This is a genomic window from Micromonospora violae (genome assembly GCF_004217135.1).
In the GTDB taxonomy this organism is placed as follows: domain Bacteria; phylum Actinomycetota; class Actinomycetes; order Mycobacteriales; family Micromonosporaceae; genus Micromonospora; species Micromonospora violae.
In genome coordinates this window covers 4,522,270-4,538,302 of sequence record NZ_SHKK01000001.1, presented here as the reverse complement: position 1 = coordinate 4,538,302, position 16,033 = coordinate 4,522,270, and the positions used below count along the sequence as shown (strand labels likewise).

The following is a 16,033-nucleotide window of genomic DNA, read 5'->3' as shown; positions in this document are numbered from 1 at the left end:
CCTGTGCGCTTGGCTCTGCTCGGCTGCGGCACGGTCGGCCAGGAGGTGGTCCGGCTGCTGCACGAGCAGGCGGCCGACCTGGCCGCACGGATCGGCGCTCCGCTGGAGATCGCCGGCATCGCCGTCCGTCGGCTCGGCCGCGAGCGGGGTGACCTGCCGGTCGCCGACGACCTGTTCACCACCGACGCGCTCGGCCTGATCAAGCGCGACGACGTGGACGTGGTCGTCGAGGTGGTCGGTGGCATCGAGCCGGCCCGCAGTTGGCTGGTCGAGGCGTTGCGCGCCGGCAAGAGCGTGGTCACCGCCAACAAGGCGCTGCTCGCCGAGGACGGCGTGGCCCTGCACGAGGCGGCGGCCGAGGGCGGCGGCGACCTCTACTACGAGGCGTCCGTGGCCGGGGCCATCCCGCTGCTGCGCCCACTGCGGGAGTCGCTGCACGGCGATCGGATCAACCGGGTCACCGGCATCGTCAACGGCACCACCAACTTCATCCTCTCCGCGATGGACGCGACCGGCGCCGGCTTCGCCGAGGCCCTGGAAGAGGCCACCGCCCTGGGGTACGCGGAGGCCGACCCGACCGCCGACGTGGAGGGCTTCGACGCGGCGGCGAAGGCGGCGATCCTCGCCTCGCTGGCGTTCCACACCCGGGTCGGCGCCGCCGACGTGCACCGCGAGGGCATCACCGAGGTGACCGCCGCGGACATGGCCAGCGCCCAGGCGATGGGCTGCACGATCAAACTGCTCTGCATCGCGGCCCGGGGCGTCGACCAGACCGGCCGGGAGACGGTCAGCGTCCGGGTGCACCCGGCGATGATCCCGCGCAGCCACCCGCTGGCCAGCGTCGGCGACGCGTTCAACGCGGTCTTCGTGGAGGCGGACGCAGCCGGGCAGCTGATGTTCTACGGCCGGGGCGCCGGGGGCGCGCCCACCGCCAGCGCGGTGCTCGGCGACGTGGTCGCGGTGTCCCGCAACCGGCTCGCCGGGGTGCGGGCGGCCAGCGAGAGCGCGTACGCGGACCTCGCGGTCCGGCCGATGGGCGAGGCGCTGACCCGCTACCACGTGAGCCTCGACGTGGCCGACCGTCCAGGTGTGCTGGCGTCGGTGGCGGGCGTGTTCGCCCGGCACGACGTGTCGATCGCGACGGTGCGGCAGGGCTCGGCGGCCGGGCCGGCGGGCCGCGACGGCGACGCCGAGTTGGTCATCGTCACGCATGTGGCACCGGATGCCGCGCTCGCCGCGACCGTCGGCGAGCTGCGCGGGCTGGAGATTGTCCGGTCGGTGACGAGTGTGCTGCGGGTCGAGGGCGACGCCTGACTCGTTACATCATCGACGGGGCGGCTCGCCCGTCCCGCCAGATGGGTAAGCCGGGGTGTGCCATTGATCGGTCCGGCAGGCTGGTCCAAGGTGGCCCTGATGCGTGGCTGGGCGCGGCGGTAGAGGCGAGGAGAGCGACATGTGGCGGGGTCTGATCGAGGCGTACCGGGATCGGCTGCCGGTCACCGCGGCCACGCCGGTCGTCACGCTGCACGAGGGGAACACCCCGCTGTTGCCGGCGCCCGTGCTCTCCGCCCGGCTCGGCTGCGACGTGCACCTCAAGGTGGAGGGCGCCAACCCGACCGGCTCCTTCAAGGACCGGGGGATGACCCTCGCGGTGTCCAAGGCGGTCGAGGCCGGCAACAAGGCGATCATCTGCGCCTCCACCGGCAACACCAGCGCCTCCGCCGCGGCGTACGCCGCTCGGGCCGGGTTGACCTGCGCCGTGCTGGTGCCGCAGGGCAAGATCGCGTTGGGCAAGCTGGCCCAGGCGCTGGTGCACGGAGCGAAGCTGCTCCAGGTGAGTGGCAACTTCGACGACTGCCTCGCGACGGCCGCCAAGCTCGCCCAGGACTACCCGGTCGCGTTGGTCAACTCGGTCAACATCGACCGACTGCACGGCCAGAAGACCGCCGCGTTCGAGATCGTCGAGGCGCTCGGTGACGCGCCCGACATCCACTGCCTGCCGGTCGGCAACGCCGGCAACATCTCCGCGTACTGGATGGGCTATGCGGAGGAGATGATCGCTGGCACCACCACCCGGACGCCGAAGATGTACGGCTTCCAGGCCGCCGGGGCCGCCCCGATCGTGACCGGCCAGGTGGTGCCGGAGCCGTCGACGATCGCCACCGCGATCCGGATCGGCAACCCGGCGAGCTGGACCAAGGCGTTGGACGCCCGGGACGCCTCCGGTGGCCTGATCACGGCGGTGACCGACCGGGAGATCCTCTCCGCGTACCGCCTGCTCGCCCGCGAGGTGGGGGTCTTCGTCGAGTTGGGCAGCGCGGCCAGCGTGGCCGGCCTGCTCCAGCAGGCCGCGGCGGGCGCGGTGCCGCCCGGTTCCACGGTGGTCTGCACGGTGACCGGTCACGGGTTGAAGGACCCGGAGTGGGCGATCTCCACCGCGCCGGCGCCGTTGACCATCGCGAACGACGTGCTGGCCGCGGCCCGCGCCCTCGACCTGGCCTGACCGCGCCGCCGTCCGGGTGGTGACCGACGGCGGGTGAGCGGAGCGCGGAACGGCCCGGGGGCGGCGAGGGCTGGGGTATGCGAGTCCGGCACACTTTCGGGTATCCCCACCCGCCTTCTCGTTCAGGAGTGAGCCAGGCCGATGTCGCTGCTCGCTAGATTCAGCCTCGCCAATCGAGGGCTGATTGCCCTCATCGCGGTGGTGACCACGGTGTTCGGAGCGTTCGCCGTGCCGTCGCTGAAGCAGCAACTGCTGCCGTCGCTCGAGTTCCCGGCCGCGTTCATCGTGGCCCCCTACCCCGGCGCCGGGCCCGAGATCGTCGAGTCGCAGGTGACCGAGCCGATCGAGAACGCCCTCCAGGGCATCCCCGGGTTGGACAAGGTCACCTCCACGTCCCGTGAGGGGGCGGCGACCGTCCAGGTGACGTACGAGTTCGGCACCGACCTCGACGACGTGGTCAACAAGATGCAGACCGCGCTGAGCCGGATCGACGCCCAACTGCCGGAGAACGTCGACCCGCAGGTCATCGCGGGCAGCACCGACGACCTTCCGGCGGTGGTGCTGGCCGCGGCCGGGGCGACGGACGAGCGGGCGCTCGCCGAGAAGCTGCGCTCCACGGTCGTGCCGGAGCTGGAGGGCATCGAAGGGGTACGCACCGTCGAGGTGACCGGCACCCGCGACGACGTGGTGGTGGTCACCCCGAACCTGGCGAAGCTGGCCGCCGCGAAGATCCAACCGACGGCGATCGGCGCGGCGCTGAAGACCAACGGCGTGGCGGTTCCGGCCGGCGCGGTGACCGACGGCGCGCTGGCCCTCCCGGTGCAGGTCGGCACGCCGATCGCCACCCTGGAGGACCTGCGCGGCATCGTGGTCGCCCCGGGCGCGGCACCCGTCCGCCTCGGTGACGTGGCGACGGTCGAGCAGCAGCTCGCCCCGGCCACGGCGATCACCCGGACCAACGGCAAGGACAGCCTCGGTATCGCGATCACCGCCGCTCCGGACGGCAACGCCGTGCAGATCTCGCACGAGATCCGCGACCGGCTCGACGACCTGAAGGACGCCTCCGGCGCGGAGCTGACCGTGGTCTTCGACCAGGCGCCGTTCGTCGAGAAGTCGATCGAGTCGTTGACCACTGAGGGCCTGCTGGGCCTGGTGATGGCGGTCATCGTCATCCTGGTCTTCCTGCTGTCGGTGCGCTCGACGGTGGTCACCGCGGTCTCCATCCCGCTCTCCGTGCTGGTGGCGCTGATCGCCCTGTGGATCGGTGACTACTCGCTCAACCTGCTCACCCTCGGCGCGTTGACCATCGCGGTCGGTCGGGTGGTGGACGACTCGATCGTGGTGTTGGAGAACATCAAACGACACCTGGAGTACGGCGAGCAGAAGCGGCACGCCATCGTCACCGGCGTCCGCGAGGTGGCCGGTGCGGTGACCGCGTCCACCCTCACCACGGTGGCGGTGTTCGCGCCGATCGCGCTGGTCGGCGGCTTCGTGGGTCAGCTCTTCGCGCCGTTCGCGATCACCGTGACGGTGGCGCTGCTCGCGTCGCTGCTGGTGTCGCTGACCGTGATCCCGGTCCTCGCGTACTGGTTCCTCAAGCCGCCCGGCGGCACCCCGGACGACGAGGCGGTGCGCCGCGCCGCGGAGGAGAAGGAGCTGCGCAGCCCGTTGCAGCGGGCGTACCTGCCGGTGATCGGGTTCGCCACCGGCAAGCGGTCGACCCGCTGGATCACCGTCGGGCTCGGCCTGCTGCTGCTCTTCGGCACCTTCGGCCTGGCGCAGAAGTTGGAGACCAACTTCCTGGACGACTCCGGCCAGGACACCCTCAACATGAGCCAGGAGCTGCCGGCCGGCAGTGGTCTGGCGGCCACCGACGCGGCGGCCAAGCAGGTGGAGTCGGTGCTGTCCCGCACCGAGGGCGTCGAGACGTACCAGGTGACCGCGGGCGGTGGGGACAACCCGTGGGCGGGCGGTGGCGGCAACAACGTCGCCAACTGGTCGCTGGCGCTCGGCGGTGACACCGACGCCAAGCAGATGCGTGAGGTGCTGCGCAAGGAGTTCGACAAGCTCGGCGCCGGCGTGGGTGAGGTCAGCTTCGGCGGCGGGCAGGAGGCGTCCACCAGCCAGCTGGAGGTGATCGTCCAGGCCAGCGACCCGGAGGTGCTGACCCGGGCGGCCGAGGAGGCGCGGGCCGCGATGGCCGGCGTTCCGGACGTCGAGGACGTCTCCACCAGCCTGGCGGCGCGGGTGCCGCGCGTCGACGTGACTGTCGACCGGGTCGCCGCCGGTCGGGCCGGGCTCACCGAGGCCGCCGTGGGACAGTTGGTGTCGCAGGCGTTCCGGGGAGCGCCGCTGGGTCAGGTGGCGCTCGACGGGCAGCAGCAGAACGTGGTGCTGCGGTTGGGTACGCAGCCGCCGATGACCGTGGAGGAGCTGCGGGCGCTGCCGGTGGGTCCGGTCAAGCTGGACGACATCGCGGACGTCACCCAGGGTGAGGGTCCGCAGCAGGTCACCCGGATCGACGGCGAGCGCAGCGTGTCGGTGACCGGCGCGGCGACCGGCTCGAACCTGGGCGCGACCAGCCAGGAGTTGCAGAAGCGGCTGGACGCCATCGACGTGCCGGGTGCGAGCTTCACCATTGGTGGTGTCAGCGCGGACCAGGCGGATGCCTTCGCGGACCTGGGCCTGGCGGTGCTGGCCGCGATCGCGATCGTCTTCCTGATCATGGTGGCCACGTTCCGCAGCCTCACCCAGGCGCTGATCCTGCTGATTTCGATCCCGTTCGCGGCGACCGGTGCGATCGGCCTGCTGTTGGTCACCGGCACGCCGCTCGGTGTGCCGGCGCTGATCGGTGTGCTGATGCTGGTCGGCATCGTGGTGACCAACGCGATCGTGTTGCTCGACCTGATCAACCAGTACCGGGCGCAGGGCATGGGGGTCCACGAGGCGGTGGTCGAGGGTGGCCGGCGTCGGCTGCGCCCCATCCTGATGACGGCGGTGGCGACCATCTTCGCCCTGCTGCCGATGGCGTTCGGGTTGACCGGTGAGGGCGGCTTCATCTCCCAGCCGCTGGCGGTGGTCGTGATCGGTGGTCTGCTCAGCTCGACGCTGCTCACGCTGATCCTGGTGCCGACGCTGTACAGCATGGTGGAGCACACCAAGGAGTCGCTGCGCGACCGGCGCGCACAGCGGCGCTCCGGGGGGTCGACGGTGACCACGGTGGAGCCGGACGAGGCGCCAGCCCCGAACCAGGTCGCGGTGCCGAGTGGCGCGCCCGCCCCGGCTGCGGCCGCCGGCGCGAAGCCGGCGGGGCGTCCCGCGCCGTCGGCCGCGTTGGTGGAGGGTACGGACCAGTTCGAGGTGCTGCGGCTGCCCCGTAGCCGTACCTCACCGCTGCCTCCGACGGACCCGACCGAGTAGGTGGAGCCGACCGAGTAGGTCGACGCGCGGTTCGGAACGCCCCCGGCAGATCTCTGCCGGGGGCGTTCCAGGTTCATCCGGCCGAAACACTCCGACCCGACCGCCCTGCACTTTGGGTAACCTCTTGCATACTCCTCGTAGACGGGTGGGGGTGTGGGTGGAGCGGGGCGGGCGGATGGCCGACGGTGTGCGCGGGTGGGGGCGACGCGACCTGCTGTGCCGTGGCCTGCTGGTGGCGGGCGGTGTGGTCATCGGCGCGGGGACATCCGAGGCGTGGTCGATCACCCATCGCCGGCTGCCGATCGCCGGCGGCCCCGCCAGCGCCACCCTCGGTAACGGCCAGCAGGATGTCGGCTCCGGCGCGCTCGACGTCGTCTGGTCGGGTCGGACCAGCCAGCGACTGGTGGCCCTCACCTTCGACGACGGCCCCGCACCACAGTGGACACCGATGGTGCTGGACACCCTGGCCCAGCACCGGGTCCCGGCCACCTTCTTCATGGTCGGAGCCCAGGTCCGCCGGCACGCCGACGTCGTCCGCGACCGGCTCGCCGGGCACGAGGTGGGCAACCACAGCTGGGAACACCGGGACCTGGCCGAGTTGGACGCCGCCGAGGCGTACGACGACCTGCGCCGCAGCCACGACGCGATCGCCGAGCTCACCGGCACGCCGCCGGCGCTCCTGCGCCCGCCGTACGGCCACCTGGGCGGGGCGGTGCTGCACGCGGCGGCCCGACTCGACTATCGGCTGGTGCTCTGGTCGTTGCAGATGGTGGAGCGCGAGTTCCCCGGCGATCCGGCCGGTCACGCCCAGCGGATCGTGGCCGACGTCCAACCGGGAACGATCGTGCTCGGTCACGATGTGGGGGCGCACCGGCGGCTGGTCGCACTGCGCGGTCTGACCGACATGATCAAGGGGCTACGGTCGCGCGGTTACACCTTCGTCACGGTCTCCGCGCTGCTGGGAGCGGGTGTGGCTCCGACACCGACCAGGTAGGGTCGCGCTCCGTGGCGTCCACCCTCTCGGTTCTGACCGGCAATCGGAGCTTTCGCAATCTCTTCCTCGCCGAGTTGGTGGTCTTCGGCGCCGACTGGTTCGTCATGGTGCCGCTGCTGGTGCTGCTGCCGCACCTGACCGGCAGCGGCGTCTGGGGTGCGCTGGTGTTGGCGGTGGACACCGGCATCGTGGCGTTGCTGCTGCCGTACACCGGCACGATCGCCGACCGCTTCGACCGCCGGAAGATCATGATCGCGGCGAACGTGGCCGCGCTCGCGGGCGTGCTGCTGCTGCTCGGCGTACGGAGTGCCGGAACGGCGTGGCTGGCCCTGGTCTCGATCGGCGTGGTGGCGGTCGCCAAGGCGTTCTACTCGCCGGCCGCCCAGGCCGCGCTGCCCAACGTGCTGGAGCCGCACGAACTCGCCGCTGGCAACGCCGTCGCCGGCTCGGCCTGGGGCACCATGACCGTGGTCGGCGCCTCGCTCGGCGGAGTGCTCAGCACCGCCGCCGGCCCGTACGCCTGCTTCTGGCTGGCGGCGGTGGGCCTGGCGGGGGCCGCGGGCATCGCCACGCGGATCCGCCGGCCGTTGCAGGCACCCCGCGACGCTGACCAACCGGCCCAGCGGACCTGGTCGGCGGTCCGCGAGGCGCTCGGCTACATCGGCCACCGCCCCCGGGTGCTCGCGCTCGTCACGGTGAAGTCGGCGGTGGGTCTGGGCAACGGCGTGCTGACCGTGTTCCCGCTGCTGGCCGGGGTTTACGGTGTCGGCCCGCTCGGCGCCGGCCTGCTCTTCGCGGTGCGTGGCGCGGGGGCGTTGGTGGGGCCGATCCTCATGCGCCGGGTGTTGACCAACCGGGCCTGGCTGCTGCCCGGGCTCGCGTTGTCCATGTCGCTGTACGGCCTGTCCTACCTGGGCACCTCGGTGGTGCGATGGTTTCCGCTGGTGCTGCTGCTGGTCTTCGTGGCGCACTTCGCCGGTGGCAGCAACTGGGTGATGTCGAACTTCGCCTTGCAGGGCGAGGTCCCGGATCGGTTGCGGGGTCGGGTCTTCGCCACCGACATGATGCTGGCGACGCTGGCGATCTCGGTGAGCCAACTGGCGGTGGCCCTGGTGGTGGACGCGGTCGACGAACGGGTGGTGCTCGCCGGTTGCGGTCTGATCACCATCGTGTACGCGGTCGGCTGGCGGATCGCCACCCGCCGGCTCTCGCTCACCGATCCAGCCGCCGAGCCGGTCCCGGACCCGGCCGGCTGACGTCGGCGGTCCCAGGCAGCGGGCGCGTCGCCGGGTTGGTCGGTGTCGAGCCCTAGCATGAGCGCGTGCCGACGAATTTCACCGCCGGGCCGGTCCGGGTCCGGACTCCCGCGACCAGCGCCAACCTGGGCCCGGGCTTCGATGCGTTGGGTCTCGCCCTCGGGCTCTATGACGACGTGGCCGCCGAGGTCGCGTCGAGCGGTGTCCGGGTGACGGTGACCGGGCAGGGCGCCGGTGAGTTGCCCGACGACGACCGACACCTGGTCGTGCGAGCCATGCGCGCCACGTTCGACGTGCTGGGCGCCCATCCCGACGGGCTGAGCGTGGAGTGCGTCAACCGGATCCCCCAGGCGCGGGGGCTGGGCTCCTCGTCCGCCGCGATCGTCGCCGGGGTGCTGTTGGCCCGCGCCCTCGTCGTCGATGGGGAGCGCCGCCTCGACGACGCCGGCGCGCTCCGGTTGGCCGCCGAGATCGAGGGCCACCCCGACAACGTGGCGCCGTGCCTGCTCGGCGGCTTCACGGTGGCCTGGTCCGAGCCGGGCGGCGCCCGGGCGGTGTCCCTGCCGGTCGCCGACGAGGTGCGGCCCACCGTTTTCGTCCCGGCGGAACGCGGATTGACCGCGACCGCGCGGGCGGCTCTGCCGGCCACCGTCCCGCATGGCGACGCCGCGTTGACCGCGGGACGGGCGGCGCTGCTGGTGCACGCGCTCACCACGGCCCCGACCTTGTTGCTGCCGGCAACCGTTGACCGGCTCCACCAGGATTACCGAGCAGCCGGCATGCCGGAGACATTTTCCCTGGTCAGCGCGTTGCGCGCGGCCGGTGTGGCAGCTGTGGTCAGTGGGGCGGGGCCGACTGTGCTGGCGCTCAGCGAGCCGCCAGCGGGCTTCCCAGTGGGAACAGACTGGGAGATCTGGCAGTTGCCGATAGACGTCAGCGGCGCACGGGTCGCACGGGGTAGACTTGGACACGCCGAGCGGGACCCTGTTGCCGCAGGTCGGAAGAGTTGATTACGCTCTAGACCTAGCACAGCCGCGAAGCACGCGATCTCCTGCGGGGCGGCGCACCCCCGAAGCTCTCGGCGGTCAGCCCGTCTACCCCTGCCAAGGCCCACGCCGCACCGCAGTTTCCACAGGTCGCCGCAGACGGCGAGACCTGCTCACCGACGTTGGTGAGTCGGGATACCGACCGGCTGCTGTGTCACAGACTCCCGCGACGCGTCCTTGCGAGGCGGGTGCACCGAGGCCGCCCGGCCACCTGAGTTCCGACTCCGGGCAGCCCCGGCCTATCGAGGGAAGGAATCCATTGAGCGACACCACCGACGTGACGTCGGATGTTTCCAACGTCGCTGGCGATGCCACCGCCGCCGCTCCCGCCCGTCGTCGGCGTAGCGGCACCGGTCTGTCGGCGATGCTGCTGCCAGAGCTGCAGAGCCTGGCTGCGTCGCTCGGCATCTCCGGCACGGCTCGCATGCGCAAGGGCGAGCTGATCGCCGCGATTTCCGAGCGGCAGGGCGGCAACGCCGCCGGGACCCCTCGACCACGGGCCGAGGTCGCGGCCGCGGCCGCCCCGACCCGTGAGGGGGTGCGCGCCGAGGTGCGGGAGACCGCCGACCGGCCGGCGGCCGAAGGGCGCGGTGCCGAGCAGGCGCCAGCCGAGCCGGCCGCCGAGACCGAGGGCCGTACCCGGACCCGGCGCAGCCGCTCCGCAACGGCGGAGGCCCGTGCCACCGAGGCGCGCCCCGCTGAGGCGCGTGCAACCGAGACGCGCACCGACGAGGCGGAAGCCGGCGAGCGGGCCGACCGTGGCGAGACCCGCCGCGACCGGGCCGAGCGTCCGGAGCGTGCCGAGCGTGGCGACCGCGCCGAGCGTGGCGAGCGGGCCGAGCGTGGTGACCGCGCCGAGCGGGGCGAGCGGGCCGAGCGCGGTGACCGGGCCGAGCGCGGTGACCGCGCCGAGCGGGGCGAGCGGGCCGAGCGCGGTGACCGGGCTGAGCGGGGCGAGCGGGCTGAGCGTGCCGAGCGCGGTGAGCGTGCCGAGCGCGGTGAGCGTGCCGAGCGTTCGGACCGGGGTGACCGCAACGACCGTAATGATCGTGGTCAGCGGGCCGAACGGACCGAGCGGGACAGCGACGACGACGACGGCGAGGGTGGCGGCCGGCGCGGCCGGCGCAGCCGCTTCCGGGACCGTCGTCGCGGGCGCGGCGAGCGCGGCGAGACCGGCGCCGACACCGGCGGTCGCGAACCGCAGGTCAGTGAGGACGACGTGCTCGTCCCGGTGGCCGGCATCATCGACGTGCTCGACAACTACGCCTTCGTGCGGACGACCGGCTACCTGGCCGGCCCGAACGACGTGTACGTCTCGATGTCCCAGATCAAGAAGTACGGCCTGCGCCGCGGTGACGCGATCACCGGTGCGGTGCGGGCGGCCCGTGAGGGCGGCAACAGCGGTGACCAGCGGCGCGACAAGTACAACCCGCTGATGCGGCTGGACACGATCAACGGGATGGAGCCGGAGGAGGCGCGGCGTCGTCCGGAGTTCTACAAGCTCACTCCGCTCTACCCGCAGGAGCGCCTGCGCCTGGAGACCGAGCCGCACATCCTGACCACCCGGGTCATCGACCTGGTCATGCCGATCGGCAAGGGTCAGCGGGCACTCATCCAGTCTCCGCCGAAGGCGGGTAAGACGATGGTGTTGCAGGCGATCGCGAACGCGATCACCCGCAACAACCCGGAGTGCCACCTGATGGTGGTGCTGGTGGACGAGCGGCCTGAAGAGGTCACCGACATGCAGCGGTCGATCAAGGGCGAGGTCATCGCGGCCACGTTCGACCGTCCGCCGCAGGACCACACCACGGTGGCGGAGCTGGCCATCGAGCGGGCCAAGCGCCTGGTCGAGCTTGGACACGACGTCGTCGTGCTGCTCGACTCGGTGACCCGGCTCGGCCGGTCGTACAACCTGGCGGCACCGGCCAGCGGCCGGATCATGTCGGGTGGTATCGACTCCACCGCGCTCTACCCGCCGAAGCGTTTCCTCGGCGCGGCCCGCAACATCGAGAACGGCGGGTCGCTGACCATTATCGCCACGGCGCTGGTGGAGACCGGGTCCATGGCGGACACGGTCATCTTCGAGGAGTTCAAGGGCACCGGCAACGCCGAGTTGAAGTTGGACCGGAAGATCGCCGACAAGCGGACCTTCCCGGCCATCGACATCAACCCGTCCGGTACGCGCAAGGAAGAGGTCCTGCTCGCACCGGAGGAGCTGGCCATCATCCACAAGCTCCGGAAGGTGCTGCACTCGCTGGACTCGCAGGCCGCGATGGATCTCCTGCTGGACCGGCTCAAGCAGTCCCGCACGAACATCGAGTTCCTGATGCAGATCGCGAAGTCGACGCCGGGGGAGTAACCATTCCCGGGTAACGACGAAGGGGCACGGCCATCGCGGCCGTGCCCCTTCGCCATGTCCAGTGGCCCCGGAGCCCTCAGAAGTCGCCGTCGGCCACCTGGAAGACGGTGAGGCCGAGGGCACGCCACATCTGGACCACCTGGACGCGGTCGTCGAAGACACCGGCCACCCGGTAACGGTCCCGGATCTCCCGGTCGTAGATCTCCCGCTTGACGATCGAGTCCTTCCGGGAGTCGCCGACGGCGCGCAGGTGCAGGCCCAGGTAGGGCACTCGGACATGCCGGGCCAGCCACGCCTCGGTGGCCGCGCGGGCGGAGGCGTCCCGCCCCGAGCAGAAGACCACCCCGTACCCGGCGGCGTGCATCGCCCGGACCGCCGCGATCACCGCCGTGTTCGGCTGGTCCTGGCCCACCCGGGTCATGTCGTATGGGCTGCGGGAGACGGCCAGCGCGACGGTGCCGTCGATGTCCACCAGAACGATCTCCGGTGGCTCGGTCGACGGCGGGTGCACCACGGCGGAGCGTCCGGTGCGGGCCGCTGGCACCGGCAACGGCAGGGTCCGCCCCTCGAGGTACCGCTCGTGCAGCCGGCGGATCGCGTCCGCGCCGACCTGGTCGTCGACCGGGCGGGTGGCGTCGCGGCGCAGGCACTCGTCCAGCGGCACGTCGGTGAAGTCGTGCACCTCGAAATCCGCGCCGTGGCGGGCGGCCAGGTCGGCCCAGCCCCGCAGGGTCCGCGCCCGCAGGTTGGTGTCGTCCACGCAGACGTCCGCGCGGGCCCGCAGCAGCGCCTCGACCTGAGCCTGCTGTACGGCGGTCACCTGCGCCTCGGCCCACTGGGTGAACAGCCGCTCGCCGTGCAACATCCGGCGCAGGTCGTCCCGGTTCACCCGCGAGACGGACGGCTGGAGCGTACGGGCGAACGTTGTCTTTCCCGAGGCGGGTAGTCCCCGGGTGGCGATCAGGCGGGTCATCGACGGGCCTCCGGCTCGGCGGGCGTACCCCGGGCGGGGTACCTGGCGGCGGTCCGCCGGTTGCGCGAATGCCCTGTCGGGCGGTGGGAATGCGGACGGGTAGGCACGTGTTGACGATGCCGGACGAGGTGTGCGGCCCGATTACCGGGTCGGTTCAGGCCCATGGCACACTGGTCAATCGGCCACCGGTTCCGGTTCACGCCCGAGCCCGTCGCGTACGGCGCGACGAGCGATGACGGCGACCCGGCGACCACCAACGAGAGGACCGAGGCGAGATGAAGGCAAACATCCACCCGGAGTACGTGACCACCGAGGTCACCTGCTCCTGTGGCAACACGTTCACGACCCGCAGCACCGCCAAGGGCGGGGCGATCCACGCCGAGACCTGCAGCGCCTGCCACCCGTTCTACACCGGTAAGCAGCGCGTTCTCGACACCGCCGGCCGGGTCGCGAAGTTCCAGCAGAAGTACGCCAAGGTTCAGGCCAAGAAGGCCAAGTAACTCCTCGTTCGGCGCCCGCGTCCGGTTTTCCGCCGGACGCGGGCGCCGTCCGCATTTCCCTCCGTCTCCACCCGGCCGCTGGCCCCCCGGCCCGGCCCGTTCGTCGCGCACCGTCGAAGGAGCATCCGCAGCATGAGCAGCGAGCGTCTGGCCGGCCTTCTCGACGAGTACGCGGAGCTGGAGAAGCGGTTGGCCGATCCGGCCATCCACGCCGACCAGGCCACCGCGCGCCGGGTCGGCCGTCGGTACGCCGAACTGGTGCCGCTGCACAAGGCCGCCGACGAGTTGGAGCAGGCCCGCGCCGATCTGGCCGCGGCGCGCGAACTGGCCGCCGAGGACCCGTCCTTCGCCGCTGAGGCGGACTCCATCGCCGGGTCCCTGCCGGTGCTGGAGGAGCGCCTCGCCGAGCTGCTCATTCCGCGTGACCCGCACGATGCCAAGGACGTGATCGTCGAGATCAAGGCGGGTGAGGGTGGCGAGGAGTCGGCGCTGTTCGCCGGCGACCTGCTGCGCATGTACACGCGCTACGCCGAGCGGCACGGCTGGGTCACCGAGGTGATCGACGCCCAGGATTCCGACCTCGGCGGGGTCAAGGACGTCTCCCTGGCGATCAAGACCAAGGGTGTGCCGGAGGGCGGCAACGGCGTCTGGTCGCGGCTCAAGTGGGAGGGCGGCGTGCACCGGGTGCAGCGCGTCCCGGTGACCGAGTCGCAGGGCCGGATCCACACCAGCGCCGCCGGGGTGTTGGTGCTGCCGGAGGCCGAGGACGTCGACGTCACGATCGACCAGAACGACCTGCGCATCGACGTGTTCCGCTCATCCGGCCCGGGTGGCCAGTCGGTGAACACCACCGACTCGGCGGTGCGGATCACCCACCTGCCGACCGGCATCGTCGTCTCCTGCCAGAACGAGAAGTCCCAGTTGCAGAACCGGGAGCAGGCGATGCGGATCCTGCGGGCCAGGCTGCTCGCCGCCGCGCAGGAGCAGGCCGACGCCGCCGCCTCGGACGCGCGCAAGGCCCAGGTGCGCACCGTGGACCGCTCGGAGCGGATCCGCACCTACAACTTCCCGCAGAACCGGATCACCGATCATCGGATCGGCTACACCGCGTACAACCTTGATCTGGCGCTCGGCGGGGAACTGGACGGGGTGCTGGACGCCCTCACCGAGGCCGACCGGGCCGCCCGGCTCGCCGGCGACACCGAGCTAACCCGCCGCTAACCACACCGCCCGCCCCACCCCCTCCCGCCCTCCCACGCCCCGCCACGCCCCCTCGATCATGGAGTTGTGGTGGGCCGTTTGTCGTGTGGTGGGCGTTTGGTGGGGCACCACAACTCCTTGATCGACCCGGCCCTCGGTGACGCCGGCCCTCGGTTGACGCCAGCCCTTGGTTGGGCGCCGGCAGCCCGGTTGATCAGCTTGCGCGGGGGCGGGTCTTGGCGCGGAGCATGGCGCGGTCGGCCTGCTCGAACGCCACGCTGAGCGCGTCGCGTAGCCCACTGCCACCGGAGACCTCGGCGAAGCCGATGGTCACCCCGACCGGGGTGCCCGGCACCAGCGATTCCCAGTCCTCCAGGCGGACCGCCGCCTCGATCCGGCGGGCCACCTCGGCGGCCTCGGTCATGCCGGTGTCCGGCAGCACCACCACGAATTCGTCACCGCCGTAGCGGGCCACGAAGTCGCCCCGGCGCATCACCCGGTTGATCACGCCGGCGATGCGTTGGAGCACCAGGTCGCCGGAGTGGTGCCCGTGCCGGGTGTTGACCGCTTTGAAGCCGTCCAGGTCGCAGACCCCGATCACCACCCGTTCGCCGCGGGTGACCACGGCGGTGATGTATCGCTCCAGCCGACGGCGGTTGGGTAGGCCGGTGAGCGGGTCGGTCAACGCCTCGCCCTCGAAGCGCGCCGCCTCGCGGCGCATCTCCTCGTGGTCGATGCGCGCGGCTATGCCGTCGATGTAGACGTCGCGTAGCCGGTCGTTGCGCTGCGCGGCGAGCCGGAACGCCAACCGGTCGGCCCGGTGTGCCGCCAGGTGGTCCCCGGCGCGGGTCAGCGCGATGCTGCGTAACCGGGCTGGTTCGGCCGCGCCGAGCGTCTCGTTGGACACCTGGACGGTGTCCAGTCTGGCGACCGCTTCGATTGGCCGCCCATCGGCGACGGCGAGGCACACCTGCCCGAGTTGGCGCAGGTCGCGGGCGCGGGCGCTGTCCCCGCCGTGGCTGATCAACCGGGCCGGCGGGGTGCCTTCGGTCGAGACCTGGTCGCCGAGCGCGGCCTGTCGGGCCGCCGCGTAGCCGTACGCGGCGAGGCTGCTCGGGCGTAGCTGGTCGGCCCGCCCGCTGTGGACGAAGCGGGCCAGGTCGGCGGCCACGTCCCGGAGCACCCGCAGGCAGCCGTCGCTGTCGCCGTTGTGGTCCAGGGCCACGGCGTTGCGCAGCCGGATGCCCGGCGCGGCGAACGTCTCCTCCGGGATTCCGGCGGTCAGCCCGAGCTGCCGGGCCCGCTCGATGGCGCCCAGGGCGTACCCGTGGAAGCTGAGGTAGCTGTAGGCCATGGCCAGGTCGTGCCAGCCCCAGGCGGTGTCCCGGTCCGGATCGGTGACGGCGCCCAGCGCCCGGGCCGCCCGGACGAGGTGCATGACGCAGCGGTCCAGTGCGCCCTGGTGGTGCGCGGCGAGCGCGGCGAGGGCGTTGAGGTGCCCGTGCAGGTAGGGCTCGGTGAGGTCGCGGACCGCCGCTGACGCCTCCTCGATGGCCCTGGTGAACTCCGCGGTCCGACCGAGATTGATCAGCGCGGAGAGGCGCTGCACCATCGCGTCCGCTCGGGCCGCCGGGTCGTGAGTGGTGCGGATCACACGCTCCAGGAGGACGTACGCCTCCGCGGAGCGGCTTGCTTCCTGCAACGCCCGGGCGTGCGTGAGGGCGTCAACCTGGTCATCGACCCGGTCGAGCCAGCCCACCCGCCAACCTCCTGTCGTGCGCG

11 protein-coding genes are annotated in these 16,033 nt (G+C 72.0%); 9 read left to right on the top strand and 2 right to left on the bottom strand.

All coding sequences use genetic code 11. The features are described from left to right. Positions 1-3 precede the first annotated feature (3 nt). The 7 genes from EV382_RS20120 to rho all read left to right on the top strand — a co-directional run bounded on the left by EV382_RS20120 (position 4) and on the right by rho (position 11,578). Positions 4-1,314: a homoserine dehydrogenase gene (locus EV382_RS20120; protein WP_208758639.1), complete on the top strand. Its 1,311-nt coding sequence runs from the start codon at positions 4-6 to the stop codon at positions 1,312-1,314. A gap of 139 nt (positions 1,315-1,453) precedes the next feature. Further along, positions 1,454-2,503 carry a threonine synthase gene (gene thrC, locus EV382_RS20115; RefSeq protein ID WP_130404130.1) on the top strand — a complete coding sequence of 350 codons (1,050 nt, stop codon included), beginning with the start codon at positions 1,454-1,456 and terminating at the stop codon, positions 2,501-2,503. Positions 2,504-2,644: 141 nt separating this feature from the next. Then, a complete protein-coding gene (locus EV382_RS20110) occupies positions 2,645-5,923 on the top strand; it encodes an efflux RND transporter permease subunit (RefSeq protein WP_130404128.1) in 3,279 nt (1,092 codons plus the stop codon). Positions 5,924-6,098: 175 nt separating this feature from the next. Beyond that, complete coding sequence (locus EV382_RS20105) at positions 6,099-6,917, top strand: polysaccharide deacetylase family protein (RefSeq protein WP_130404126.1); 819 nt, start codon at positions 6,099-6,101, stop codon at positions 6,915-6,917. Between the two features lie 11 nt (positions 6,918-6,928). Beyond that, positions 6,929-8,173 (top strand): MFS transporter, encoded by a 1,245-nt coding sequence (locus EV382_RS20100; RefSeq protein WP_130404124.1) that lies wholly within the window; start codon positions 6,929-6,931, stop codon positions 8,171-8,173. 65 nt (positions 8,174-8,238) lie between these two features. Further along, on the top strand, positions 8,239-9,183 hold the full coding sequence (gene thrB / locus EV382_RS20095; RefSeq protein ID WP_130404122.1) for a homoserine kinase: 945 nt from the start codon (positions 8,239-8,241) through the stop codon (positions 9,181-9,183). 295 nt (positions 9,184-9,478) lie between these two features. Then, on the top strand, positions 9,479-11,578 hold the full coding sequence (gene rho, locus EV382_RS20090) for a transcription termination factor Rho (RefSeq protein ID WP_130404120.1): 2,100 nt from the start codon (positions 9,479-9,481) through the stop codon (positions 11,576-11,578). A 76-nt stretch (positions 11,579-11,654) separates the two neighbouring features. Here the strand turns inward: rho and EV382_RS20085 are convergent, their stop codons facing one another. Next, complete coding sequence (locus tag EV382_RS20085) at positions 11,655-12,551, bottom strand: phosphatase domain-containing protein (RefSeq protein ID WP_130404118.1); 897 nt, start codon at positions 12,549-12,551, stop codon at positions 11,655-11,657. Between the two features lie 275 nt (positions 12,552-12,826). Here EV382_RS20085 and rpmE point away from each other — a divergent pair, with 275 nt between their 5' ends. Beyond that, positions 12,827-13,051, top strand: a complete 225-nt coding sequence (gene rpmE, locus EV382_RS20080) for a 50S ribosomal protein L31 (RefSeq protein ID WP_130404116.1) — start codon at positions 12,827-12,829, stop codon at positions 13,049-13,051. 132 nt (positions 13,052-13,183) lie between these two features. Continuing rightward, the gene (gene prfA, locus EV382_RS20075; RefSeq protein ID WP_130404114.1) at positions 13,184-14,272 is read left to right on the top strand and encodes a peptide chain release factor 1; all 1,089 of its coding nucleotides are present in this window, start codon (positions 13,184-13,186) and stop codon (positions 14,270-14,272) included. 193 nt (positions 14,273-14,465) lie between these two features. On the opposite strand, the gene EV382_RS20070 is transcribed toward prfA, so the two are convergent. Next, entirely contained in the window at positions 14,466-16,010 is a 1,545-nt protein-coding gene (locus tag EV382_RS20070; protein ID WP_130404112.1) for a GGDEF domain-containing protein, read from the bottom strand. Positions 16,011-16,033 lie beyond the last annotated feature (23 nt).